The organism is Blautia sp. St.27G3 (assembly GCF_059728505.1).
Window position 1 is genome coordinate 351,172 of record NZ_BAAGFO010000001.1, and the last position, 24,339, is coordinate 375,510.

Here is a 24,339-nt window from a genome sequence, read left to right on the forward strand (position 1 = left end):
AAAAGAAAGTAAACAAGATCCAGCTCTTATTCATGTACCAGAATGTCAATCTGACGCCAGCTCGTATTTCCGATTCCATCTGTCACGTAACACAGTACCGTATAAGCGCCGTCTTCCCGGTAAGTGTGTGATACACTCTGTCCGTTTGCAAAGGACAGATCATCAAAGAACCACTGGTAGTCGCCGATGCCGTCTGCATCTGTTGCCTTTGCTTCAAAGTATACCGTTCTGCCTTCGCCATTTGTCGAAACTACATAGTCAAACTCGGGAGCCTCATTCAATTCTTTCGGCCACTGTTCCAGAATAATTATGCCTTCTGTATCGCTTGCCGGAATGGTCCATACACCGTTTTCAATGCTTCCGCCATACGCTTCCACTACCTGTCTCGCAGCGTCCATATTTGCTTCAATTGCCGTATTCAGTGTATAATCCGTGTACTCAAACTGCATGCCATCCCAGTCAATCGCGGACGTCCATTTCTCTTCAAATGCATCATATCCGTAATAGCATCCCAGAATACCGCCTACTGATGCCGGGTTACAATCGCTGTCACCGCCACAACGCATAGAAATATACATGGACTGTTCAATATCTCCCTCGCCATATACAAGACCAAGTGTAATCCATGCGGAGTTTATTTTCGCATCAATATTAAACTTGTCTTCATTGTACAGACTGTTCGGGCAGCGCGGATTCGAATAGTTGTCTGCAACATACTCTCTTGCCTCTTCCCAAGTCATGCCGTTTTCCTTGCACTCCAGCACAGCATTCTGCGTCTGCCAGAACTGACTGTCCTGCGGAATTGCATTCATGCCGGCCTGAATAATCTCCTCAATGCTCGTCGCTGTAAACGCCTTAGCATACATGGTAGAAACGAAAACGCCCCCGTATACACCATCGCCATAATTCATGACATGACCGATCTTCCATGCCAGATCCTTTGCTGCCTCCGGCATGGCCAGACATGCCATTCCAATCGCATCGCACTCAATCTGCCAGTCAATATCATCGGCATGCAGCGTGTTCGAATAGTGGCCTGACCAGGGCGCGTCGATTCCCGCACGCACGTTGTCACGTCCCCACCGGTTTGCATGCCACAGACGGTACTGGGATTCTCCGAAATACTTTCCATACACACTCCAGTCTGTCTGTGTTCCGTTCTCTTTCAGGCAGTCTAGAAACGTTACGTCCACATACAGGTCATCCTGGTTAAACGCATCATTAATCGTCTCAGGTGTCCATTCCGGTACCAGGTCATCTGGAATAATCGTCATATCCGGATCAATCTCAAAAAACTTACCGAAATCATAAAATTCCGTCGGGGCCGCCCACGTCACGCCAGCCATCTCGCCGACCCAGCCGCCTTTCATTTTGTTGAGAATTTCTTCCTCTGAAAATGTAATACTTTCTCCTGCTGCTTCCTGTGCAAATGCCAGCTGCGGCATACCCATACAAAGTGCTGTTGCCATGAAAATACTCATTGCCTGTTTCCGTTTCATCCTGTTTCCTCCTTCATAAGTTTTCATACTCGATTAGGTCCTCAAAAGCTGTTTCTTAACGTTAAGATCTCTTTCATGACTCTATTTTAGTTCAAATTTAAAGAAAAAGGTTTTCAAATGAACGTATTTTTGTTTAAAATTCCGGAATCCTGCATATTTACTTTTCTGCTACATTTTCCTTATACTGGCTCGGCGTCATTCCCATGATTTTTTTGAATACCACACTGAAATACTGCTGTGATACAAAACCACACTGGCCAGCCAAAGACGAGCTGCGTATTTTTCCGTCACTCTGTTCAATCAAGCGGGCCGCATACTCAATCCTCTGCCGGTTCAGCAAATCCGTAAAACCAGTTCCCACATTCTTTTTCAGAGTTTTGCTGATGCTGCTCTCTGATATCTGCAAAATAGCCGCGCAGCTTCCCAGTGAGAATCCCGTATCTGCCAGATTGTCTCTGATACACGACATGATCTCACCGGCCAGAGAGCCGTATTCATGGCGTTCCTGTGTGTGCTGCAGCTGTTTCAAAACCTCATCCATAACCTCCTGAAATTCTTTCTGCTGTATCGGTTTTAATATGTACCGGAACACATTCAGGCAAATCGCACGCTGCGCATAGGAAAAATTATCATAACCACTGACAATCACAAAAATAATACCGCTATCCTGATACTTTTCCACAAAATCCAACCCATTCATAAAAGGCATATTAATATCCACAAATACAAGATTCACCGGGTTCTGTTCCAGAATTTCCATCGCCTGCCTGGCATAGGCTGCCTGGAAAATACATTTTACCGGATAACCATATTTCCGTATACGTTTTTCAATCCCTTCACGTACCAGTTTTTCATCGTCTACAATCAGTATATTCATCCCTGCATCCCCCTTCGTCCTCTTCCGTTTTTCCTATGGACGGCATGATAGTTCCCCTTCTTGTAAAATCGGATGCCGTACAGTCACGCATACCCCATTCTCAGTACCACAAATCCGCAGACAGCCGGTCTTCCCAAAATGAAGCTTTAATCTGCAATTCACATTGTACAGCCCATATCCTGGATACTTTGACGCATCAACATCTGTAGAAAACAAGTCATTGAGCCATTCTATCTTTTTCCTGTCGTACGCCTCGCACGTATTTTCCACCTTGATTTTCAGATATGCGCCTTCTGTGGTACAAAAAATACGTATTCTCTCTTTCCTGCTGCTGCGCTTCACCCCATGATAAATAGCATTTTCCACAATCGGCTGAAGAGTAAAACGCATAAATGGAATCGTATCCCCGGCCATATTTACGATTTCATAGTCAAACTGTTCCTCATACCGCAGCATCTGTATTTTCAGATAATCCTCCACCTGATGCAGCTCAGCCTGCAATGGCACCCAAAAGCGGCCGTGATTCAGACTGCTCCGGAAAAAATCCGCCACCAGCCCTATGGCGTTTTCCACTCTGTCATCCTCGTAATCCAGGCACATCGACTGTATCGTCTCCAGTGTATTATAAAGAAAATGCGGTTTGATCTGCTGAATCAGAGCTTCATATTCTGCGTCTTTCTTTTTCAGCTCCTCCTGCTCCAGCTTTTGCATCAGATTCTCTGTATTCGCCACCATCCGGTTAAAGCTTTCCGCAAGCTGTTTGATTTCCAGCGTGTTCGCACTTCCTTTATACTGTTCTAGCTGACGCAGATTTCGGTCTTCCATAGCCTCAGTAAGACGCTTCAGCGGTACCACAGCCCTGTTGGTAATCCGTTTCAGCAAAAAGATAACGACCACCAGAATACAGACTGCCACGCACACGACAGCTCCTGTCAGTATATTCATTTCCCGGAAGAAAAAAGAGGAAGGAATTTCCAGCACAAGACTCCAGCCTGGCCATTTTTTTACAGGCTTACTGTACTCCTGAACCTTCTCCTCGTCTTTAACAGATTTTCCTACCTGCACTGCCGCGTAACCGTCTTCATCGCGCACAATCTTTGTACAGAAATCAAACGTATTCGACTGTTCCATCATCTGCCTGACTGCGGTAACGGAAACTGCGCCCAGAATGTATTCCATATCCTCCGTATCATTGCGAAGCGCTGCCAGCATGACAATATAAGTTCCGTCCGTATTCTTCATCTGCATCGGCGCAGAAAGCACACGCGTAAGGCCTTTGCGGACTGCCTGCTGATAGTAGCTCTCTCCGGCTATGGAAAACGAATCGCCGCCTGTTGAAAAGCACGTTCCATTTCTAGCTACAAGGCCGATAATACCAAATTCTTCCTTCACCTGATTCGCGGTCCGCAGTTCACGTATACACGCTTCCCTGCCATCCCACGTGTCAAGCATTTCTCCGAATTTGATCAGCTGACTCATCTGAGCGTCCAAAAATACAGAAATACTGTTTGCCTTCGACTCCAGCATATCCAGGCTGAGCTCCTGAATCGTTGGCTGAAAAGCGCCATGAATAAACACTTCCATAAGAATCATCATCAGTACAATTGCGCCCACCCAGAGCATTTGCACCGGCTTTGTGATCCTGGCATACAACGTTTTTTCCTTTTGTTTTCTCATAGCGTTCCTCTTTTCTGATCTTTGCAGAAATGCTGTATCTTTTTTATAAATTTATTTTAAGTTTCCGCTCAAATCCCCGTCTGTAACAAAAATCACAAAAATTCCCCGATCTTAACACCAAGACCGGGGAACAATTTCTTTCTCCATAGTTTCTTCATTTTTTCTCAAATAACGTGCAATCCAAGTTGTCGCTCAATCCCCTGTTTCACACCATTTTGCAATCTCTGCAATGAATTCCAGAGGCATTGGCTTCTCATAAGGAAACTGGATGGCACCTTTGCTTGTTTTATATTCCATGAGCCTGTCTGCAAACTTTTCTACTGCCTCCGGCCCGGGATACACCCCAATGTGCTTTTTAAAAGCTGCAAACTGAATCAAATTGTGTCCTTTCCAGTAAGTAGGCATGCTCCATGCTATTTTTTCAATTGCATCGGGAATTGCAGCATGAATTGTTTCCTTTATTTTCCACAGATATGGCTGTACCTCCTCTGACTGACGCTCGATATATTCTTCAATCGTAGCCGGAGCCACACCACAATAATGATCCTGATTTGTATGTTTAAACGTACGGCCGCATTTCGGACATTTCCACATCATGTTTCCTCCCTGGTCATATCTCAACAGCCTCAACTGTAACACAAACCGTGTCACCAGGCTGTTTTCCTATTTTGTTGCGAATATCTTTCCGGATTCCGATGATATAACAGACAGAACCATCCTCGTTTTTTACCCCCATGTTCACAATACTTCCACAGTATGCCTCACCATCAAAGGTTACATTTACCTTTACTCTCCCTTTCCCAAATTCCTCCCGTATATCATACGGAAAACGGATATATGCACCGCCTTTATCCGGTACAGCTTCTATCTCTGCCTGAAACTCATATCGTTTTCTCTCCATAACCGCAGCTTCTCCTTCCAATCTTTTCAGATTCATTTTCTAGCTTTCTATGCGTAAAATTTTATCCATCGTCTTTCCCTTTGCCAATTCATCCACCATCTTGTCCAAATATCTGATTTCCTGCATAAGCGGATCGTCGATCGACTCTACGCGAACCCCGCAGATAACTCCTTTTATCAACCTTCTGTTCGGATTTAGTGCAGGGGCATTCTGAAAAAAGTCCCTGTAAGCAACTGCCTCTTTGATTGCATGTTGTATTTCTTCTTCATTATAACCAGTCAGCCAACAAATAATCTCATTTACCTCATCTGCAGTCCGTCCCTTTCGCTCTGCCTTGGCAACCAGCAGCGGATAAACTTTGGCAAAACTCATTGCGTATACTTTTTCTGAATTCATAGATCGTTCCTTTCTCCTCACTACAGCATCTATATGACAGATAATAATCACGTTTTCTTTCTATTCCTATTGTCAAATCATCATATCCCATACCATGCAATTTAGCAAGCTCTCCGTCGGTTTTCGGCTGCTGAATCATCCAATATTTTTATTCATTCAAAAACTCTGTTACAAGATTTGCAAAATTAGTTGCATTGGAAATCATTGCTGGGTGATTCCCTGATTTGAATATATGGAAGCAAAATGATCAAGCGCAAATTCTCCCTCAAAGCTATCTGCAACTATTTTATTTACTAAATCAGGACGTTCAAGAGCGACATTGATTGCAACTAACGCACCGCCGCTCGTACCTATCAAATTTACTTTTTTGTAATTCTTGACTTCAATTAACCTGATTACTTGTAAGGCTTCCTCATACCATAAATCTGTTGGAAAACAACCAAGCCTATCAGAATATCCATTCCCGGCAAAATCCAGAAGAACTACATGGAAGTTTGATGAAAATAAAGGAGTTATATTTGCGAACATTTTGGAAGAAGCAGTATTTCCATGAAGAAAAATAGTTGGAAATCCAGTTCCCATTTCTTCATAAATAAATTTTATTTAAATCGTATTCAAAATATGGCATATTGCTCTCCTCTCTTTTTTTGATAAATACATTATATTTTTTATAACATAATAGGCCTACCACGAAATCCTTTCAGAAAAAAGGTGTGCCACATAAATATGGCACACCTGAAATTATTTCTGCTTTTCCTGCCTGATAATTCTCTGGATACTTTTTTCAACGAGAAAATATTTATCTGCTAATTGAGTAAGTGACATTCCATTTTGATAGTCTTTATAAATCTGAATGTTGCGCTCAGAAAACACTTTTTTACAGTCTGTCTGTTGCCCCCAAAACTTTCGATTTTCTGGTTTTCGCGGAATGTACATATATTCTCCATCAATATAATCTTGCAAAATTTCCAGTATTTTTGGCGGCAAAACATCCGTTGCTTTGTAATAGCCCAATGTGCACCTCCTAAGATTTCTTTAGAATTAGCAAAGGCTATATTAGTTTTCAGACATAGCCTTTGCTATGCATCTATCTTATTAACTGCCATAACGTGTTATCTCCTTTACTTTAATGTTATAAGTATAGTGCTCATTCATATAAAAATCAATCATGTTGGAATCTGCCACTGCAATCAGCTGATCCCCTCCTGTCTCCTTGCCCTCGAATTTACCACGGTTTTCTGAAACAGAACAGCGACACTGCCCCAACCACCAAAAGAATCGGAAGCGCCACTACTAACAGCCCGCCTATTACCAGTCCAATCAAAATGAGCGGCAACACTACAACGCTGCACACCAGCTTTGTAATCCCCCAGCTTGCTTTGATTCCCCACAGAAACAACTTTCCAAATACTACGATCATAAGAAATGCAAACAATGCTGTAAACATATTTTTCCCCCTTTTTTGTATACTGGTTTTATTTTCGCAGTTTACCTTTATTCTACGGGATTTTCAAGTGCCTTTTTCTTAAGTTTTTTTGTTATTTCCTTACTTCCTGATACCTTCATACGTATAAGCCAGTGCCCCCTCAGCCAAACCTTCTGTTGTACTTCCGCCTTCCAGCGTACCCTCAATTGCTGCACCGATACCGTTGCAGATTGTAACGTCTACCAGACGAATACCGGAAACCATAATAACATCCGGATCAAGCAGACACTGGTTCTTATCAGCACCCTCGTCCATACCGGCCTTCATGCTGTCGTTAAAAAAATTACCGCCAAGACCGTCTACACCGATCACCAATGCAGCCATCTCTAATCAATCACAGCTTCCTCAGTCTCTATTTCTGCTTCTGTTGCTTTTTCTGTTGCTGCTTCTGTTTCTGCTGTGTCTTTCTGCATTTCTATTTTGGGAGCTATATATTTTTCATAGACATCTTTTTCATAGATATTTTCAACCTCTACATTACTCAATTTTATTAAACCTGTTTTATAGCTATCACTCCCTATAAGAGCTCCAATATTTCCACACAAATTCAATACATACCAAATATTATCGTAATACACTGTATCCATATGATTAACTCTTATTAGGAACACGAAAACGCAAGGTTTTTGACGAAAACACAAGAAAACAGATTGAAACTATCACATTACGCAGAAAGCCGTCCTTGAAAATGGGGCGGTTTTCTGCGCGATATGGCCAGAGTCCACTGGGGGCCGCCCTGTTTTGGTTATCAAGGCGGCCCCCAGCAGACCCCGGCCATTCCACCCGAAAAGTCTGAATTATCGCATGGTAACTTTGAGACAAAATGTCCCAAAGCAATCGTTGTCCCCGCGCATTTTTACATAGGGGCTCTGGTGGTATATCCTCCAGAGCCGCCCCCTTTCCCATGAATGGGAAAGGGCGGGGGATAGGGTTGAACGCGCTGTAAAAACCGCTTATTTTCCACGGCTGGACTGTTAGTATTTAGGCGTTTGAAAGCCGCTTGTATCAAGGGTTTCCGGGCGCGTTCAGCAGGGGGGTGGTATGTTTATATGTCCTGCGCCCTATTCGTTCCACAAAAGCTAACATGGACGGCTGTGCTTTGAGACATTTTGTCCCAAAGGTGAGGGGGAGACAGTGGCGCAATGATTTTAATTAGGTAGCCCCCCCACTATTCTATACAGATTATAAGAAAAACTTTTGTAAAGGAACCTTGACAAAACCGCCCTATGCTGCTATAATGGAAATGTAAAAGAACCTTGTCAAAACAGGGGGTGACATTATTTGGAAAACAGGGTTGAAGAATTACGAAAAAGGTTAGGCATGAATCAAGAAGATTTTGCAAAAGCACTTAAAGTTTCAAGACAAACTGTCAGTTCAATAGAAACGGGGAAATATAATCCCTCTTTAGAATTAGCTTTTACAATATCAGATTTTTTCGGTAAGCAAATTGAAGATATTTTTATTCATGAAAGGAGTTGCAAAGATGAAAAAAGGTAATTTATTAGAGGGTATTTTGTTTGTTTTGACAGGCATTATTCTTTTGGGTGTAGCACTACTGACTGATAGTGTGCTGGACAGTTTGCTTATTGGTTTTGCTGCCGCAACTATCTCTTCTGGTATTTTTATGACCTGTAAATACTTCTATTGGAGTACATCTAAAAACAAAGAGCGTTATCAAGAAAAAATAGAAAATGAAAAAATTGAACTTCACGATGAATTAAAATCAAAATTAAGAGATAAATCCGGGCGCTATGCGTATGCTATCGGGCTTATGACAGTTAGTATTTCAATAATCATTTTCTTCATACTGGGACAACTTGAAATCATTGATAATTCACGCTTAATAGTGCTATATCTGGGCGGCTATTTATTATTTCAAATTGTAATAGGTATCGTAATATTTAAGCAGTTGCTAAAGAAGTATGAATAGCAAACCCAACCGAGCCAGTCAACGGCAAGTAAATGGGCTTCACTTCGCCCACCGTTGACAGCCCCATTTGTCTTTGCTGTTCTGATGTTGTATCATTTTAGTTGACACCTTACACTCAAGGATTTGATGTATAATCAAAGAGAAATAAGGAGGCAACTACAATGGCAAAAAAACAACGGAAATACGACATGGAATATAAAATCCAAGCCGTAAAATTAGCAAAAGAGCTTGGCGGTGCAAAAGCTGCAGCCGAGTTAGGTATCCCTGAAAACACTATATATGCGTGGACAAAGGCTGCCAGAGAGGGAAGACTGAATGTCGGTTCCGGCTCACATACTCCGGAAACTGCCTTGAATCTTGCACAAGAACTGGCTCTCCTACGCAGACAGGTCAAGGAGCAGGAAAAGGAAATCCGCCGCCTGAAAGAGGAAAACGAATTTCTCGAAGAGGCAAGCGCTTTTTTCGCCGCCAGCCGTCGGAAGTCTGCAAAAGGCAGAGAATGATGTTCCTTGCCATAAAAACCAAGGACGGCGTTATAAAGGGAAAGATTTCTTTCTACTGCCGGATGCTGAAAGTAACCCGGCAGGGATTTTATAAATATCTGGCAGACAAAGACCGTCCGTGGAAATACCAGCAGTTAGCTGATGCCATGAGGACAGTCGTGTCTGAGGATGAATGCAACGACACTTACGGACGGATCCGTATGTATCAGGCGCTTCTTTTAAAACAGACGGAAGGTGTCCACCTTCCCAGTGAACGCACTGTCTACCGCATCATGGAAGAGATCGGGCTGAGCCATCGCCCGAAACACAGACCAAATGGGATCACCAAAGCAGATCGTGAGGCGCGTAAATCTGAGGACCTGCTGAAAAGGGATTTCAAATCCAGGGAACCACTCAAAAAATGTATCACGGACATAACCGAGATCAAAGCAAGAGATGGAAAACTCTATGTATCTGCCATATTTGACTGTTTCGATGCTGCAGTTCTGGGCATGGCAATGGATACAAACATGAAAGCCGTACTATGCGAGCGTACGCTTACCAATGCGGTCCGGTCTTACCCGGCGCTCAGGGGAGCCATCATCCATTCTGACCGTGGATCTCAGTACACCAGTGAGACCTACCGCAGGGCAGTAGCAAAGTATGGCATTCTCCAGAGCATGAACAGCGCCGGCGGACGCTGCCATGACAATGCCCGTTGCGAGAGCATGTGGGCTCGGATGAAGGAAGAACTCATCTATGGGAGGCATGACACAGAAAAAATGACAGTAGAGGAACTGAAAACCCTCATCTGGAGATATTTCATCAGTTATTGGAACAACAGGAGGATATGCTCTTCCAATGATGGGCTTCCTCCTATGGTCAAGCGGCAGAGATATTATGAAGCTCTGGATACTGCTGCTTAGGCATTGATATCCTTGCAAAAAAAGTGTCAACCAATATTGACAATATCAGTAGCTCACATAGGTATTCTGAATAAAATTTTTATCTGTATTTTTCCCCGAACCATGATGAGGGAGTTTCACAATATCTATTTTATCTGGAAGCATGTCCTCAAAAAAATGAATTGCACAGTCCCCAGGAAATAAAAGTTTTATTCCTTTATATGAAATAAGCACTGCTATAGAAGAACGATTCGACAATTTTGCATCTGCTTTCTCGTCATCTTCTTCTGCTATCTTCTCTTAACAAGAGCATACAAAAACACAACAATTTAATGGGCTGTCAACCTTACGCAAAACACCGCTTCCGACAAAAATCGGAGCGGTGTTTTTGTATATCTTCTGGACACCGTGACCAGAAGGGACCCGCCCCCTTTCCCTGGATAGGGAAAGGGCGGGGGGATAGGGTCGAATCGCTTTCCTCTCAAACCGCTGTCTTTCCACGGCTGATGTGTTGAAAATTAGCAATCTCAAAGCCTTGCCCTGCAAGGGTTTCCAGTCCCGTTTTGCGGGGGGGTATAGTATCATTCCCCAGGCCCGAGTTATCGAAATATTGTCAACATCTGAATTTGTGGGAGGTATCTATGAACGGTCAAAATTCAATGCCTTGCAGCCCTGAAACCCAGTCAACGCTGGTCGCTGGGAAAAAGCGTATTCGGAGTACGTCCGTCTGTGTCTGGCTGTCACCGGATGAACAGGCAAAAATCCGGGAGCGCATGGCAGACGTGGGTATTCGCAATCTTTCAGCATATATGAGAAAAATGGCTCTCAACGGCTATGTGCTCCATGTTGATCTTGCGCCAGTCAAAGAGATCGTTTCTCTGCAAAGGCGGTGTGCAAATAATCTCAATCAAATTGCCGTCAGGGTGAATACCTGTGGCGGAGTTTACCCCGAAGAAATCAAAGCTCTGCAAAAAGATTATGAGGATTTATGGAGGCCACTCTCTGAACTGCTGAAGAAACTTTCGGAGGTGGTGGCGCTGTAAGCGCATAAGGCCCATGAGCGTCAGCGACGGGGCCGCAGACATGGAAGCCTCTGGACACCGTGTCCAGAGGCTTCCGGCGGGTTTGGGGGCACCCCAACAAGCATTTTTACGAAGCAAAAATTGCAAGTGTTATACACTTGCCCTGCTTGCCGTTTGTGCGCTCCCCCAGAATTGCGTAATAGTGGAGACTGCGTATTCCTAATCTCTTTTGTAAAATTATGGACTTGACAGAAGGACGACATCGTGTTATATTTTAAACATCAACACGATGTTATACATTAAGGAGGATAAAAACGTGGTACAGCAAATTTCCGACGCCGAACTTGAAATTATGAAAATCGTATGGGGAAACCCAGAGGATGTGACACTGTTTCCTTATATCATGGACGGGCTGGCAGCAAGAGGCAAGCCGTGTCAAAAGAACACCCTGATTGTACTCCTATCGCGGCTGATGAACAAAGGCTTTTTGAGTGCAAAGAAAATCGGACGCCGCAATGAATATACCACGCTTGTTTCGGAAGCGGAGTACCAGACGGCGCAGACAAAAAATTTCCTGGACAAGATTTATGAGGGTAGCGCAAAAGGTCTGGTTTCCAATCTGATTATGGGCGATTTGCTGGCAGACGAGGAATATGAGGAATTGAAACGGCTGCTGGAGAAAGGAAAAGGGCAGCAATGAACACAGTTTTGAAGATTTTCCTGTCCATGTCTTTTTCCGGCAGTTTACTTATTCTGGCTTTACTTTTGGGAAAACAGTGTTTGCAAAACAAAATCAGCCGGCAATGGCAGTATTACATTTGGCTGGTTGTTGTTTTGCGGCTGCTGCTCCCGTTCGGGACGGAAGTAAGCCTGATGGGGAAGGCATATCAGGCTGTCGATCAGGCAATATCCCAGACCGCTCCTTTACCGCCGCAGCAACAGCCCCCACTAAACGTTCCGGGAAGCAATCTTGCTCCCGCTATTGGGACGGAACATCACAATGAAACGGTAAGTAGTCCGACAGATGATGTAACAACTGCCCACCCACTTCAAGATATTGGAGTGTTGTTAATCAATCAGATCTGGCTGGTGTGGCTGGTGGCCGCGCTGGGCTTGCTGATACGAAAAATAACAATCTATCAGGGCTTTATGCGGTATATCCGTGCTGGATTGACCCCGGTTTCTGACATTGAGCGGTTAGACGGACTTTCTATTGTCGCGGAGCAGTCGGGCATCAAAAAGCCCATTGAATTATGCGTCAACCCGTTGGTTTCTTCCCCTCTGCTGATTGGCTTTTTCCGTCCGTGTATCGTACTGCCCAGCGCAGATATTCCTGAAAAAGATTTTCGCTATATCATCCTGCATGAGCTGACGCATTACAAACGGCGGGATATGTTCTATAAGTGGCTGGTACAGGTTACGGTCTGCCTGCATTGGTTTAACCCGCTTGTATATCTTATGAGCCGGGAAATTACCAAGGCTTGTGAATTTTCCTGCGATGAAGCCGTCCTTGCCAAAATGGGGAGCGGCAACGCGCAGGACTACGGGAAAACCTTGCTTGACGCGATGGCCGCAGTTGGGAGATACAAAGAAAATCTCGGCGCTGTTACTTTAAGCGAAAATAAACAACTGTTAAAAGAAAGGATAGGAGCAATAATGAGTTTTAAGAAAACATCAAAAGCAATTCGGCTTTTGACTGGTATGCTGACGTTGTGTATTATTTTCAGTGCCGCTTTCGTTGGGATTTATTCTACTGCCGCTGCCGCAGATGTGCCAAATTCGATACATGCAGACAATTCGTTAGAAATGGAAACATTGGATTTTAAGGGAACATCATATTATTTAGTTTATAATGAAGCCCAGCTCAGAGCGATTGGCACAGGCAAGTATGGCATGAACCTGAACTATATGCAGCAAGCGGATATTTCCTTGTCCGCAGGTGACTGGGTTCCCATCGGAACATGGGATGACCCTTTTACAGGAACCTATAACGGCAATGGCTTTGAGATTACGGGCCTCACCATGACCGACCCGGACGCAGAGATTATAGGACTGTTTGGGGTTGCGAAAAAAGCACATATTTACAACATTACTCTGCGGGACTATGACATCGCGAGTGCGGGAAAAAATGCCGCTAATAAGTCGGTTGGAGCAGTCCTTGCGATTGGACAAGGGAGCCGTTCCTATGATAATTTTGTCTATCCCAAAGAAGCAGCCGTGAGCATTAAGGATAATTCTTCAGAGATAGAGCGGTATTATAAAGCCGACAGTTTGCCTCTGTTTGAAATCACTTTCTCCCGGCTGGACGAAAATGCTCAAAGGACATGGCTTGAAAAGCTCTATGCCGAGAGCGATTTCGCTTTCTTCTCTGTTGCTGTGCGCGGACTTGACTCAAATTCTTCTCTGCTTGCCGACTTTGCAGAAAAGGCATATACCGATGAAGAAATGGCGTTTTTCTCCACTTTAACGGACTGTATGGACGAAGCGGAACTGGAACTTTGGTTGGGCAGGGCTTTGGAAGATGGAAACTGGGCATTTCAATCTATGCTCTTTGATAAACTGAACCGAGGCGAAGAATTTGACGAGCTGGAAGAAAAACAGGAGAAAGAATGGGCCGAAGCACAGGCGGCGGAATACCAGACTGTGGGCGTTACAATGGACGGCAAAGACTATTATTACCAGGGCCAGCTTGTCAACATCTTTTTAGACATCCGGCCCAACAAATCCGTTTACACGCTGAATATGAACCCAAAAGGAACTGTCAATATTAAAATAGTCCGTGATACAGAAAACAAAATCACAGGCGTCGCCTATATGACCGAAGCGGAAGTGATTGAGCTGTTGGGGGATATGGACGATTCGGATGATAAAACTGGCGTGGAAATAATCCCCGTTGATTTCAAAACCGTAGCGGCGGGAGAAACTATCTTCCTGGGAGAATACACATTGTCCGACGGAGATGAAATTTTATACGACATTTCAGCGAAAATAGGGAATAGAATGAAGGTCTTTTTTGCAAAGGACAATCAGGAAGATGTGGCCTATTGGTCAGTGAATAACCTGCGTCAGCCGGGCGAACCGCTGGAATGTATTGCGGATTTTACCGTTGGGCCTCCAGCAACGAAGCCCGGAACCTATAAGCTGTACCTCCAAGCCCCGGACGGTACTTTGGGAACTGTAAGGGGCAGCGTTTCGATTGTGTCAGCAGACGCATTCTGATAATAATTCAACACCTCTGCCAAGAGAACATTTGTCAAGGGGGATTTCACCCAAAAGATGAAATCCCCCTGATAAATGGAAATTTACTGAAAAACAGTCCGTTATCTTGTTTTCAAGCGTTCCAAGACCCAGAAAGTGATCGGCTTAAAAATAGCATAAAGGCCATAGCCCAGCACTACGCCGATCAAATTTGTAATCAGGTCTGTGATGTCCGAGGTGCGGTCGAAGAACGGCTGTAAGAGTTCGATACCCAAGCTCATCAAGAAGCAGAAAAACACTGTCACGCCAAGATTGGCTCTTTTGTCCCGGGTCAGAGGAAATAGAAAGCCGAAGGGGAGTGTCATGATAACATTCAAGACCACTTGCCTGAAAAAATCCCCTCTTCCCAAAGAAACGTCAATAAACGGCACCAGATTCATAGGCGTATAGGGATGATCCAGCATAAATGGGATGGATGCGATCACCGGCATCATGGTAAAAAAGAGTACTAACGAGAGATAGGCGTACATGAGCGTGTTGACAAGTAGGACATCTTTGCCCTGGGGCCTCCACTTCCTAAAAAAGGCGAAAGCATACAGGAGCATCAACGCTGTAAAATCTATGATATATTTTATCAAGTATTTCATTGCGGCACTTCTTTCCACTTACAACACTATCCGAATTTTTGTTTGTCGAATTGGCATGAGCAAAGTATACCATCATCGCAGACAGCTTGCAACCCTCTTTTATAGGCGTTGACAGTAGTAGCAAGCAATGCACCGGTATATACCCGGTGCCGCTTGTTGGTGGCCGACGGCCCCCAAGCCCCCGGTGACCGGCGCGCCTGCGTCCGATGCACAAGCCGCTGGTGGCGTCTGCTGGCCTGTCCATACTGGGCAGGGAAGGGACGCCCGGTGGACCGCCCCTCCAGCCTGTGTCATTTTGCCACAAATGAGCCGCCAGTCAATGTAATGTGGTGGTCTGGTGAAACCACCCTTTATACATTACATCTCAGAACAACGGCATAATAAAAAAACCGTTGTTTCGGCGGCTGGTATCTGTGCGCCCGAACAAAATACAAGTAGCCATGCGGCGGTTTTGAAATAGTAAATTTCAAGCCGCCGCTTTCTTTTGAAAAAACGGAAAACGGAGGGTGTGTTAAAGTCGCCCATTTTTAAGGACACGGCGGTATCCTGGAGGTATCGTTATGTCCTTTTCTTATAGTTTGCTGTCAAAAAAAGCCCTCCCCTTCTAAAGGGAAGCCCTGGCCGCAACTGCGAAAAATGTAATATCCTGTCGCCCTGGTACGTCCGTGTAGCCTTGCGCTGTGCGGGCGTTTTTCTATCCAGGCGGAGCTTCTGGACACGGTGTCCAGAGGCCCGCTGCCGCTCCCCGCCCCCTCCATTTCGATCTGTCCCTTTCCACCAATATCGAAATGGAGGTTACATATGACAACCATCAAATTGAACCGTTACTATCCCCACCTGACCGAGTGTATCACCCTGGAAGTATCTGACGAGATCGCCGTCGTTCTCTCTACCGGAGGCCGTCAGTGTGACAGCTACAAGCGCCGCAAGCGGGAGCATAACGAGTGCTCCCTGGATGTTGACCCCGGCTTTGAGCCGGATGTGATGTTCCCGCCCCTGACCCCGGAGGAGATTATTCTGGACGAGGAAAACCGCTCCGCCCTCTACGCCGCTCTTGACCAGCTCCCGCCCATTCAGGCCCGGAGAGTATATGCCCACTACATTCTGGGCAAGAAGAAATCTGAAATTGCCCGTGCTGAAAATGTGGTGGAAAGCTCCATTTGCGACAGTATTCGCCGGGGCTTAAAAAATCTTTCAGAAATTTTGAAAAATTTTCATTGAGGTGTACCCGAAATCGGCCAAAACCCGCCTGATAGGTAAGGAGGGCTTATACACTAAGAACAACTGAATACACAGTATTCCAGGCACAAAACCTGCGTGAACAGCGACAAAAGGCGCGCCGCCAGGACAGCCCGCTCAAGGAGGTGAGAGAAGCGGGCCGAGCGATCAGCGCGAACCTTTGACCTGGCTCTGGCAAGCCGGGCGCGACGACAGCGCAGGGGATAATGAAACTTGCTCACGCCCTCCCATAGACTTGCGGGGGAGCTTCGCAATCCTGCGGAGTTATGACAGCCGGAGCCGCCGGCGGCCTGGGATGCTCCCCTGTGCCGGGGCGCGTGGCAAATTCGGCGCAATCATAGATCGAAATGGATTTATCCTCGCTGGACTTCTGGCCACCGTGACCAGAAGTGGGGCAAGGTTGAAGGGCGGCGCTTCTGCGCCGCCTCAGCTTGTAGAAAAAGTCCATTTTCAACAGTTGAACAGAGCAAAAAAGTTGCGGTTTTCGAAAGAAATTCTAAAAATCGACTGCAAAAAAACATTATATATAATCGGGAAATAAGTGAAATTTCTTCAATGCGGATTTGAAATAAGGACATTGAAGGCCAAAATCCTTCATTTAGCAGAGTAACTGCATTTGAAACATTTTTGATGTGGTTTTCTTTGCGAAAATCACTTTATCGACAGTCTGGGGCGGCGCTTCTGCGCCGCCTTTCTGCGTTTCCCCACATCCTTGTGCCCTGGGGCTGTCTTTGGTATAATATACTTGTAAAGGTTGACAGCTCCATTTCCCGACAGGAAAGGAGCTATCATGGAAAACCGTATCGACGCTATCTACGCCAGACAGTCTGTGGACCGCAAGGACAGTATCAGTATTGAAAGTCAAATCGAGTTTTGCAAGTACGAGTTAAGGGGTGGGAACCACAAGGATTATCAAGATAAGGGCTATTCCGGGAAGAATACGGACAGGCCAAAATTCCAGGAGCTTTTAGCCGACATTCGACAGGGCTTAATTCGCCGGGTGGTGGTTTACAAGCTGGACCGTATCAGCCGTTCCATTCTGGACTTCGCAACCATGATGGAGCTGTTCCAGCAATACAATGTGGAGTTTGTTTCCTCTACAGAAAAGTTTGACACCTCCACGCCAATGGGCCGGGCCATGCTGAATATCTGTATCGTGTTCGCTCAGTTAGAGCGCGAGACGATACAAAAGCGCGTGACCGACGCCTACTACTCCCGGTGTCAACGGGGCTTCCACATGAGCGGCGCGGCCCCCTACGGTTTCAAGCTGGAGCCAACCATCCTCCAAGGCATCCGCACGAAAATGATGATCCCGGACCCCACCACGGCGAATATTGCCCGGTTGATGTTTGAGATGTACGCCGAGCCGTCCACGTCGTTCGGAGATATTGCCCGGTACTTTGCTGAAAACAATATCCTGATTTACGGCAAGGAATTGAAACGGGGCTTTATCTCTCAACTGCTCCGCAATCCGATCTATGCCCAGGCCGACCTGGAGCTGTACGAGTTTTTCAAGGGGCAGGGGGCGGTGGTAGTCAACGACGCGGCGGACTTCGCCGGGACAAACGGCTGCTATCTCTACCAGGGCCGGGACGTGCAGGAGCGAAAAAACAAGGACCTGCGGGGGCAGATCCTTGTGCTGGCTCCCAGTGAGGGCATTGTCCCCGCCGATACCTGGCTGCGGTGCAGGAAGAAGCTACTGGCAAATATCACGTTCCAGGGAGGGCGTAAGGCCCGGAATACCTGGCTGGCCGGAAAAATCAAATGTGGGCGCTGTGGGTATGCCCTAATGAGCGTGGGCAACCCGGCAGGGACGCAGTATCTTCGGTGCTCCAAGCGGGCGGACAATAAAAGCTGTGAGGGCTGCGGGACGCTTCGGACGGCGGAGTTTGAACAATTTGTCTATGGGGAGATGGTGAAGAAGCTCTCCGAATTTCAAACCCTAACCGCAAAAGCAACGACCGTCAATCCCAAGCTGACCGCCTTGAATGTGGAGCTGGCCCAGGTGGAGGACGAGATTGAAAAGCTGCTGAACACCCTGACCGGAGCCAATGCGGTCCTGCTGTCCTATGCCAATGGGAAAATCGAGGAACTGGACGCAAACCGCCAACGGCTGATAAAGGAAATCGCGGCACTGAACGCGGAAACAATCTCTCCACAGAAAATCGAGTTTCTGTCTGCCCATCTGGAGAACTGGAACACGATTGACTTTGACGACCGACGGCGGGTGACGGACATCATTCTCTCCCAGGTCCAGGCCACCAGCGACCGCGTTTCTTTTGAGTGGAAAATTTGAAAATCTTTCTCTCTGCGCTTTATACTATGGCCTGTGTGCCCTTGTTAAGCGTTGCTATCAATTTCCAATTATATTCCTTATTCTCTCTGTCATTTGAAATATCCTTTTTTGTCACAAACCAGTCTTCATGCTCACCAATATAGGCTCCCTCAAACGCATCATCAAACAAAGAATTGTCTGATATTATTACCTGTTTGCATTTTGTTTTCAACATCCACAGCCAATCTTCCGCTAGTTCATTCAATATTTTTTGCGTTGGATTTAATATTTGAAATGTAATATTTCCAAATGCCTTATGCCTTATTGTGTCAGTAGAAATTGAACTGCCCTTTACAGACGTATTCCAATGATAATTGTTCTTAATAAGCAGTTCTGCAACGCTGTTTCCCTGCATATAGCTAATTTCTCTGGATCCATCTGCCTTTTTCAAATAACTATTTTTATTTGCCAAAGTTCGTAAAACAGCTTCCTCATAATGAGAGATATCTTTTTTATCTCGTTTCACTTCAGTATGTCTAAACCCATTAAACCATATCTCATCTATTTGTACGATTTTAGGTGAATTTGAATTTCCATTTTCTTTTAACAATGCTTTTATCCCATTGATATGGTCTTGATCAATATGGGATATGATTAATAAATTGATATGTTTTCCTTTTTTACTTAACATCCGCAAATAAGGGCGAAGCTCTTGTTGATAAGTTTCTACAAATCCACCATCTATCAATATTCTAAAATCTGCCTTTTCAAATTCTAACAATATGCAGTCACCTGAACCTGCCCGAAACATTTTTATATGAATATCATTGATTTTCATCCTATGCCTCTCATTTTTCTTAATCTATCTCGCATCCCTATCATCTCTTTTCTTCCTTATAGCTTTTTGAATAATCTCATCCACATTACTTTCCTTTACTTTTTCCCCTTCATATTTTTGAACTTGAAGCACTGCCTGTTTTGATAATGCCTCTTCACGTTTCTGTTCCATAAATAATTCTTTTAGGTTTTCTGAATCTAAAGCCACTTTCAAAACCTGTATTGCATATTTAGAAATATGATCCCATCCGCCATACAGATTTTTTACTGCACAATCAATCTGCTGATAGCTTAAAGGCTCTCCCATTCTTTCCTGTTCACCCAAAATACCAATAATATCAGACAAATCTTTCTTATAACGTCTCCCGGACATTAATTTCATAGCAACAAGATATTCCGCGCTAATTGTCCTGATATTCAACACATTAGAATAGGTACGGTAATACTTAGAGTATTGCGACAATTTAGGACTATAAGAACTCGTATTCTTAAAGTCTGTATTCAACCAGCCATTTGGCAAACTGAGACGGTCTCCTACTGCGTTCACCGCTTCCTTCATGGCTGATGATGCTGTTATGACTGCGTCAATATCATAGGTCATTTCACGGAACCCATAATTGGCAAGGATTGCCGCGCCTCCAACTAACACAATCTCAGCAGGCATATTTTTTCCATTTCTTTTCCGAAACTCTTTTGCAAGTTCCTTCAAATAATAATCTAAATTTTCTTTGGTAAAACCTTTCTCAACAGACATTCCTTATCTCGCTTTCTATAATATTAAACCTCAAAAATTCAGGAATCGCTTCTTTTAAACATTGTTCTTTCCTATCAAGGGAATCATCCAATTTTGCAGCAAGAACAACATCCCACGGATATAACGGCTCCGGCAATGTACAATTCCTTATATCTTCATAATCATTGCACAATGGAAGTCCATTTTCCCTGCTTAAGTAATCTACCATAGCCAAAAGATAAAAACTTTCCCGATACCATTGCCGTTCCCAATAAGTCCTTATTTGATTTTCTTTTAAAATATCAATGATAAAGTCTATATCCCCTTTATCTTTCACTAAATGACAAATATTACTTTTATATATTTCAAAATCTCTTAAATTTGGAGCATTTTCATCTTCCTTAAAACATTCTGTCAAAAGTTCTTCCATTGTCACATGAAGCGTCCTCGCTAATTTATATATCGTTTCTGCCGTACATTTTTCAATCCTGGTTTTTCCTTTCACAATATCTGACAATGTAGTATATGGTACATGGCTTTCCTTCGCACACTGATAAACAGAAAACTGCTTTTCCTTTAACAAACTCATCAATTCCATTTCTTATTCTCCATTTCATGGATTCTTTTTCTATTGATTATAACGGTATATCGTTATAGTGTCAAGAAATGAAATTTCTAAGGTATAATAGCAAAAACCCCTGCAAATGGCATTCACACACCATCTACAAGGGTTCTCATTCTTATCTCTATTCGCCTTTTCGACAAATTTCTACTGATTCATGCGACTGTTGCTAACCTCACCTTCGCCTTTCAGGCTCGGTTCACCAAGCAACGCTGCATAGCTTCCAACATACGGTTCATCTGCGTCCTACGGACTTGATTCACCTAGTTTCCAGCCATCTGCTTTGCAACCTCAGCCGCAAAATCCTCTTCCTTCTTCTCAAGACCTTCTCCTGTCTCGAAACGAACGAAGCCTTTGATTTCAATCTTTGCACCTGCCTCTTTTGCTACCTGAGCTACGTACTGTGCAACGGACTGCTTTCCGTCCTCTGCCTTTACGTATACCTGGTCAAGCAGACAGATTTCTTTCAGTTCTTTGTTTACACGGCCCTGGATCATGCCCTGGATCACCTTCTCCGGCTTCTGGGACTCTTTCGGGTCGTTCATGATCTGAGCAAGGAGGATTTCCTTCTCATGTGCGATGTATTCCTGGCTTACTTCCTTGTCGCTTGTGTACAGCGGCTTCAGAGCTGCTACCTGCATAGCTACGTTCTTTGCCATCTCTTTTACTGCATCGTTTACAACGTCAGTCACAACATCTACCAGAACACCGATCTTTCCGCCCATGTGTGTGTAGGAAGCGATGAAACCCGCGTCCTCTGATACCTGTGCGAAACGGCGGATCTTCATGTTCTCACCGATTACTGCGATCTGGCCTGCGAGCGCTTCGTTCACGCTCTTTGTTGTGTCGAATTTCCACGGCTCTGCAAGGAACGCATCAATATCTGCTGCTGTTGTATCCATTGCCTGCTCAGCCACCTGTGCAACGTATGCCTGGAACTTCTCGTTCTTTGCCACGAAGTCTGTCTCAGAGTTTACTTCTACTGCAACTGCCTTCTTGCCGTCTGCTGATACCTGAACCATTGCAAGACCTTCTGCTGCAATTCTTCCAGCTTTCTTCTGAGCGGTAGCAAGACCTTTCTCTCTGAGCCATTCAACGGCCTTGTCCATATCTCCTTCAGTCGCTGTCAGTGCTTTCTTGCAATCCATCATACCAGCGCCTGTCATTTCTCTTAACTCTTTTACCATTCCTGCTGTGATAGCCATTCTATTTTCCTCCTGAATCTGTCATTCCTCTACGCACAGAAAACTGTGCGTCCACACAATCCTGCATTTGCAGACTGCGCTATCTTAATCGGTGTGGGATTATTCTGCAATCGGTTCTACCGGGGCTTCCTCGTAAGCTTCTTCTACAACTTCCTCAGCGCCCTGCTTTGCCTCGATCACTGCGTCTGCCATCTTAGAAACGATCAGCTTAACAGCACGGATTGCATCGTCATTGCCCGGGATTACATAATCCAGTTCTTCCGGATCACAGTTTGTATCACAGATACCGATCAGAGTGATACCGAGGTTATGAGCCTCCTGTACACAGATTCTTTCCTTCTTCGGGTCAACTACAAAAATAGCGTCCGGGATTCTCTTCATTTCCTTGATGCCGCCAAGGTTCTTCTGCAGCTTCTCCATCTCTTTCTTCAGAGCGATGACTTCCTTCTTCGGCAGTACGTCGAAGGTTCCGTCTTCCTGCATGGTCTCAATGTCTTTCAGACGTTTGATTCTGCTCTGGATCGTCTTGAAGTTAGTCAGCATACCGCCGAGCCATCTCTCGTTTACATAGTACATACCGCATCTTTCTGCTTCTGTCTGTACTGCGTCCTGAGCCTGCTTCTTGGTACCCACGAAAAGAATGCTGCCGCCGTCTGCTGCAATGTCAGCAACAGCCTTGCATGCTTCATCTACTTTGCCTACTGATTTCTGAAGGTCAATGATGTAGATGCCATTGCGCTCTGTGTAGATGTACTCAGCCATCTTCGGGTTCCATCTTCTTGTCTGATGTCCGAAATGAACACCGGCCTCAAGTAACTGTTTCATTGAAATTACGCTCATGTCTTTTCTCCTTTTGGTTGTTTTCTTCCGCATGTCTCACGCTTCCAAAGAGACCCGCTCTTACCGGACAACTCCCGGCCGCCGTCTGTCTGACAGTTCCGGCCCTGCCTGATCTGTCAAACGTTCCGCCTGTGCTGGCACCGTCTCCGGAATCCACATGCGTGTTTAATTTGGCAACTTCGGTATTATAACATAAGGGCTCACCCTCAGGCAAGCCCTTTCTTCATATTTTTGCTGCATTTCTGCCACATTCTGCATATTTTTTGCTGCTTCCACACACTTTTCTGTCGCTTCTTATTCTCTTCGCAATGCCTCGATCGGATCAAGGTTCGCCGCCTTCACAGACGGAAGCAGTCCAAAAATAATACCGATCAACATGGAAAACAATACTGCCACTGCAGAAGCCGGAACACTGATGGATACAGCTACCCCGGACACCTTGTTAATGATCTGCGCCATACCGATACCGGAAGCAACGCCAATAATTCCTCCAATACTCGTAAGTACCGCTGCCTCTGTCAGAAACTGCCCTAAAATAGAACCTTTCTGCGCCCCGATTGCTTTCTTCAAACCAATCTCACTCGTACGCTCCGTGACCGACACAAGCATGATATTCATAACGCCGATTCCTCCGACAAGAAGCGAAATACTGGCAATCCAGATCAGCTGGTTATTCGTCGCAGAACTTAAATCCTGAAGTCTCTGTGCACGCTCCAGCACATCGTCTGCCTTGTATTTTGTCTCGGTCTGAGTCGGGGATATCGTTTTGTTCAGAATATCCGCTGTCTGTCGTCCCGCATTTTCCATATCGTCCACACTAGCCGCACGCACAATAACATTTTCCGGCTCATCATAGCTGTACACGATTGGCCAGGAAGCTTTCGGCATATAAATTGTTCCGGAATCCTCGCTCATGTAGCTGTAGTAATCCTGCACTGTGGAAATCGTGGGAGTAAACTTTTTCACTGCGTCCACAATGCCAATAATTGTAAACGGAACCTTGCTGATCTCAATCGTTTTTCCGATCGGATCCTCGTTCTGGAACATCGTATCCGCAGCCGTCTGGTCAAGAATCAGCACTTTTCGAAATTTTTTGTAATCATCCTCAATAAAATTTCTTCCTCTGTGCACGGTGTACCCTGTTGTAGAAAAATAGTCCGTATCAATTCCACGGATTGAGACGCCATTTACCTCATTATTCAGATAAAAAATGCTGTCCGTATTCCGCCTTTCATTGTAGCACGTCACATTTTCCACTGACTCCAGATCACGAATCTGCTCCCGGACTTCATCCGTAACTTCCCGGATGCCGTGCGGAATGTCACTTTCCGAATAAATCGTGTACGTATATCCGTTCTGATACAGTACAACCTCCACCGTATTGTTTCCGGAACCAATGAGGTTGTTTTTGATTTCTTCATTCGTTCCCTTGATCGTGGACACAATCGAAATAATTGAGGCAATACCAATAATAATACCAAGCATCGTCAGAAATGATCTCATTTTATGCGACCAGATGCCCTGAAATGACAGCCTTACATTTTCAAGCAAATTTTACACCTCCGCAT

The 24,339-nt window shown here is 45.0% G+C and carries 27 protein-coding genes; 9 read left to right on the forward strand and 18 right to left on the reverse strand.

Going from position 1 to position 24,339, the window contains the following annotated elements; translation table 11 throughout:
* Positions 1–26: 26 nt before the first annotated feature.
* From AC6I2O_RS01500 to AC6I2O_RS01550, 11 genes are all read right to left on the reverse strand, one after another.
* Positions 27–1,499 (reverse strand): ADP-ribosylglycohydrolase family protein, encoded by a 1,473-nt coding sequence (locus AC6I2O_RS01500; protein WP_497741593.1) that lies wholly within the window; start codon positions 1,497–1,499, stop codon positions 27–29.
* 157 nt (positions 1,500–1,656) lie between these two features.
* Entirely contained in the window at positions 1,657–2,376 is a 720-nt protein-coding gene (locus AC6I2O_RS01505) for a response regulator transcription factor (protein WP_120393814.1), read from the reverse strand.
* A gap of 33 nt (positions 2,377–2,409) precedes the next feature.
* Complete coding sequence (locus AC6I2O_RS01510; protein WP_497741594.1) at positions 2,410–4,053, reverse strand: sensor histidine kinase; 1,644 nt, start codon at positions 4,051–4,053, stop codon at positions 2,410–2,412.
* Between the two features lie 192 nt (positions 4,054–4,245).
* Positions 4,246–4,650 carry an iron chaperone gene (locus tag AC6I2O_RS01515; protein WP_497741595.1) on the reverse strand — a complete coding sequence of 135 codons (405 nt, stop codon included), beginning with the start codon at positions 4,648–4,650 and terminating at the stop codon, positions 4,246–4,248.
* Between the two features lie 13 nt (positions 4,651–4,663).
* Complete coding sequence (locus AC6I2O_RS01520; RefSeq protein WP_120393825.1) at positions 4,664–4,954, reverse strand: DUF1905 domain-containing protein; 291 nt, start codon at positions 4,952–4,954, stop codon at positions 4,664–4,666.
* 39 nt (positions 4,955–4,993) lie between these two features.
* On the reverse strand, positions 4,994–5,350 hold the full coding sequence (locus AC6I2O_RS01525) for a DUF2200 domain-containing protein (RefSeq protein ID WP_120393817.1): 357 nt from the start codon (positions 5,348–5,350) through the stop codon (positions 4,994–4,996).
* A gap of 201 nt (positions 5,351–5,551) precedes the next feature.
* On the reverse strand, positions 5,552–5,932 hold the full coding sequence (locus AC6I2O_RS01530; RefSeq protein WP_497741596.1) for an alpha/beta fold hydrolase: 381 nt from the start codon (positions 5,930–5,932) through the stop codon (positions 5,552–5,554).
* A gap of 159 nt (positions 5,933–6,091) precedes the next feature.
* Positions 6,092–6,364, reverse strand: a complete 273-nt coding sequence (locus AC6I2O_RS01535) for a CD3324 family protein (protein WP_120393818.1) — start codon at positions 6,362–6,364, stop codon at positions 6,092–6,094.
* Between the two features lie 211 nt (positions 6,365–6,575).
* On the reverse strand, positions 6,576–6,797 hold the full coding sequence (locus AC6I2O_RS01540; RefSeq protein WP_120393819.1) for a hypothetical protein: 222 nt from the start codon (positions 6,795–6,797) through the stop codon (positions 6,576–6,578).
* 99 nt (positions 6,798–6,896) lie between these two features.
* Positions 6,897–7,160: a type 1 periplasmic-binding domain-containing protein gene (locus AC6I2O_RS01545; protein WP_120393820.1), complete on the reverse strand. Its 264-nt coding sequence runs from the start codon at positions 7,158–7,160 to the stop codon at positions 6,897–6,899.
* Between the two features lie 2 nt (positions 7,161–7,162).
* Entirely contained in the window at positions 7,163–7,423 is a 261-nt protein-coding gene (locus tag AC6I2O_RS01550; protein WP_497741597.1) for a hypothetical protein, read from the reverse strand.
* A 694-nt stretch (positions 7,424–8,117) separates the two neighbouring features.
* On the opposite strand from AC6I2O_RS01550, the gene AC6I2O_RS01555 reads away from it, so the two are divergent.
* From AC6I2O_RS01555 to AC6I2O_RS01585, 7 genes are all read left to right on the forward strand, one after another.
* Positions 8,118–8,333 (forward strand): helix-turn-helix transcriptional regulator, encoded by a 216-nt coding sequence (locus tag AC6I2O_RS01555; protein ID WP_120393822.1) that lies wholly within the window; start codon positions 8,118–8,120, stop codon positions 8,331–8,333.
* Complete coding sequence (locus AC6I2O_RS01560) at positions 8,320–8,766, forward strand: hypothetical protein (RefSeq protein WP_120393823.1); 447 nt, start codon at positions 8,320–8,322, stop codon at positions 8,764–8,766. Before AC6I2O_RS01555 ends, AC6I2O_RS01560 begins: the two co-directional genes overlap by 14 nt.
* A gap of 161 nt (positions 8,767–8,927) precedes the next feature.
* Complete coding sequence (locus tag AC6I2O_RS01565; protein ID WP_497741598.1) at positions 8,928–9,269, forward strand: transposase; 342 nt, start codon at positions 8,928–8,930, stop codon at positions 9,267–9,269.
* On the forward strand, positions 9,266–10,174 hold the full coding sequence (locus tag AC6I2O_RS01570) for an IS3 family transposase (RefSeq protein WP_497741599.1): 909 nt from the start codon (positions 9,266–9,268) through the stop codon (positions 10,172–10,174). The genes AC6I2O_RS01565 and AC6I2O_RS01570 overlap by 4 nt, the downstream gene beginning before the upstream one ends.
* A 638-nt stretch (positions 10,175–10,812) precedes the next feature.
* Positions 10,813–11,196: a plasmid mobilization protein gene (locus tag AC6I2O_RS01575; protein ID WP_497742486.1), complete on the forward strand. Its 384-nt coding sequence runs from the start codon at positions 10,813–10,815 to the stop codon at positions 11,194–11,196.
* A gap of 295 nt (positions 11,197–11,491) precedes the next feature.
* A complete protein-coding gene (locus AC6I2O_RS01580) occupies positions 11,492–11,875 on the forward strand; it encodes a BlaI/MecI/CopY family transcriptional regulator (RefSeq protein WP_016317299.1) in 384 nt (127 codons plus the stop codon).
* Positions 11,872–14,394, forward strand: coding sequence for a M56 family metallopeptidase (locus AC6I2O_RS01585; protein ID WP_497741600.1), 2,523 nt, complete (start codon positions 11,872–11,874; stop codon positions 14,392–14,394). Before AC6I2O_RS01580 ends, AC6I2O_RS01585 begins: the two co-directional genes overlap by 4 nt.
* 101 nt (positions 14,395–14,495) lie before the next feature.
* On the opposite strand, the gene AC6I2O_RS01590 is transcribed toward AC6I2O_RS01585, so the two are convergent.
* Complete coding sequence (locus AC6I2O_RS01590; protein WP_120393832.1) at positions 14,496–15,020, reverse strand: VanZ family protein; 525 nt, start codon at positions 15,018–15,020, stop codon at positions 14,496–14,498.
* Between the two features lie 801 nt (positions 15,021–15,821).
* Between AC6I2O_RS01590 and AC6I2O_RS01595 the strand changes: the two genes are divergently transcribed.
* On the forward strand, positions 15,822–16,241 hold the full coding sequence (locus AC6I2O_RS01595) for an RNA polymerase sigma factor (protein WP_120393833.1): 420 nt from the start codon (positions 15,822–15,824) through the stop codon (positions 16,239–16,241).
* An 808-nt stretch (positions 16,242–17,049) separates the two neighbouring features.
* Positions 17,050–18,555, forward strand: a complete 1,506-nt coding sequence (locus AC6I2O_RS01600) for a recombinase family protein (protein ID WP_120393835.1) — start codon at positions 17,050–17,052, stop codon at positions 18,553–18,555.
* Positions 18,556–18,574: 19 nt separating this feature from the next.
* Here the strand turns inward: AC6I2O_RS01600 and AC6I2O_RS01605 are convergent, their stop codons facing one another.
* The 6 genes from AC6I2O_RS01605 to AC6I2O_RS01630 form a co-directional block, all read right to left on the reverse strand.
* Positions 18,575–19,372: an MBL fold metallo-hydrolase gene (locus AC6I2O_RS01605; RefSeq protein ID WP_120393836.1), complete on the reverse strand. Its 798-nt coding sequence runs from the start codon at positions 19,370–19,372 to the stop codon at positions 18,575–18,577.
* A 24-nt stretch (positions 19,373–19,396) separates the two neighbouring features.
* Complete coding sequence (locus AC6I2O_RS01610; RefSeq protein ID WP_120393837.1) at positions 19,397–20,125, reverse strand: DUF6036 family nucleotidyltransferase; 729 nt, start codon at positions 20,123–20,125, stop codon at positions 19,397–19,399.
* The gene (locus AC6I2O_RS01615) at positions 20,115–20,702 is read right to left on the reverse strand and encodes a helix-turn-helix transcriptional regulator (protein WP_120393838.1); all 588 of its coding nucleotides are present in this window, start codon (positions 20,700–20,702) and stop codon (positions 20,115–20,117) included. The genes AC6I2O_RS01610 and AC6I2O_RS01615 overlap by 11 nt, the downstream gene beginning before the upstream one ends.
* 287 nt (positions 20,703–20,989) lie before the next feature.
* The gene (gene tsf, locus AC6I2O_RS01620) at positions 20,990–21,931 is read right to left on the reverse strand and encodes a translation elongation factor Ts (protein ID WP_497741601.1); all 942 of its coding nucleotides are present in this window, start codon (positions 21,929–21,931) and stop codon (positions 20,990–20,992) included.
* Positions 21,932–22,030: 99 nt separating this feature from the next.
* Complete coding sequence (gene rpsB, locus AC6I2O_RS01625; protein WP_120393536.1) at positions 22,031–22,771, reverse strand: 30S ribosomal protein S2; 741 nt, start codon at positions 22,769–22,771, stop codon at positions 22,031–22,033.
* Between the two features lie 294 nt (positions 22,772–23,065).
* Positions 23,066–24,322 (reverse strand): ABC transporter permease, encoded by a 1,257-nt coding sequence (locus AC6I2O_RS01630; protein ID WP_120393538.1) that lies wholly within the window; start codon positions 24,320–24,322, stop codon positions 23,066–23,068.
* Positions 24,323–24,339 lie beyond the last annotated feature (17 nt).

Coding starts and splice junctions, on each gene's coding strand:
- AC6I2O_RS01500 (WP_497741593.1), bottom strand. CDS start 1,499: ATGAAACGGAAACAGGCAATGAGTATTTTCATGGCAACAGCACTTTGT.
- AC6I2O_RS01530 (WP_497741596.1), bottom strand. CDS start 5,932: ATGGGAACTGGATTTCCAACTATTTTTCTTCATGGAAATACTGCTTCT.
- AC6I2O_RS01505 (WP_120393814.1), bottom strand. CDS start 2,376: ATGAATATACTGATTGTAGACGATGAAAAACTGGTACGTGAAGGGATT.
- AC6I2O_RS01590 (WP_120393832.1), bottom strand. CDS start 15,020: ATGAAATACTTGATAAAATATATCATAGATTTTACAGCGTTGATGCTC.
- AC6I2O_RS01515 (WP_497741595.1), bottom strand. CDS start 4,650: ATGATGTGGAAATGTCCGAAATGCGGCCGTACGTTTAAACATACAAAT.
- AC6I2O_RS01605 (WP_120393836.1), bottom strand. CDS start 19,372: ATGAAAATCAATGATATTCATATAAAAATGTTTCGGGCAGGTTCAGGT.
- AC6I2O_RS01525 (WP_120393817.1), bottom strand. CDS start 5,350: ATGAATTCAGAAAAAGTATACGCAATGAGTTTTGCCAAAGTTTATCCG.
- AC6I2O_RS01610 (WP_120393837.1), bottom strand. CDS start 20,125: ATGTCTGTTGAGAAAGGTTTTACCAAAGAAAATTTAGATTATTATTTG.
- AC6I2O_RS01575 (WP_497742486.1), top strand. CDS start 10,813: ATGCCTTGCAGCCCTGAAACCCAGTCAACGCTGGTCGCTGGGAAAAAG.
- AC6I2O_RS01585 (WP_497741600.1), top strand. CDS start 11,872: ATGAACACAGTTTTGAAGATTTTCCTGTCCATGTCTTTTTCCGGCAGT.
- AC6I2O_RS01570 (WP_497741599.1), top strand. CDS start 9,266: ATGATGTTCCTTGCCATAAAAACCAAGGACGGCGTTATAAAGGGAAAG.
- AC6I2O_RS01595 (WP_120393833.1), top strand. CDS start 15,822: ATGACAACCATCAAATTGAACCGTTACTATCCCCACCTGACCGAGTGT.
- rpsB (WP_120393536.1), bottom strand. CDS start 22,771: ATGAGCGTAATTTCAATGAAACAGTTACTTGAGGCCGGTGTTCATTTC.
- AC6I2O_RS01520 (WP_120393825.1), bottom strand. CDS start 4,954: ATGGAGAGAAAACGATATGAGTTTCAGGCAGAGATAGAAGCTGTACCG.
- AC6I2O_RS01545 (WP_120393820.1), bottom strand. CDS start 7,160: ATGGCTGCATTGGTGATCGGTGTAGACGGTCTTGGCGGTAATTTTTTT.
- AC6I2O_RS01550 (WP_497741597.1), bottom strand. CDS start 7,423: ATGGATACAGTGTATTACGATAATATTTGGTATGTATTGAATTTGTGT.
- AC6I2O_RS01510 (WP_497741594.1), bottom strand. CDS start 4,053: ATGAGAAAACAAAAGGAAAAAACGTTGTATGCCAGGATCACAAAGCCG.
- AC6I2O_RS01565 (WP_497741598.1), top strand. CDS start 8,928: ATGGCAAAAAAACAACGGAAATACGACATGGAATATAAAATCCAAGCC.
- tsf (WP_497741601.1), bottom strand. CDS start 21,931: ATGGCTATCACAGCAGGAATGGTAAAAGAGTTAAGAGAAATGACAGGC.
- AC6I2O_RS01560 (WP_120393823.1), top strand. CDS start 8,320: ATGAAAAAAGGTAATTTATTAGAGGGTATTTTGTTTGTTTTGACAGGC.
- AC6I2O_RS01540 (WP_120393819.1), bottom strand. CDS start 6,797: ATGTTTACAGCATTGTTTGCATTTCTTATGATCGTAGTATTTGGAAAG.
- AC6I2O_RS01615 (WP_120393838.1), bottom strand. CDS start 20,702: ATGGAATTGATGAGTTTGTTAAAGGAAAAGCAGTTTTCTGTTTATCAG.
- AC6I2O_RS01600 (WP_120393835.1), top strand. CDS start 17,050: ATGGAAAACCGTATCGACGCTATCTACGCCAGACAGTCTGTGGACCGC.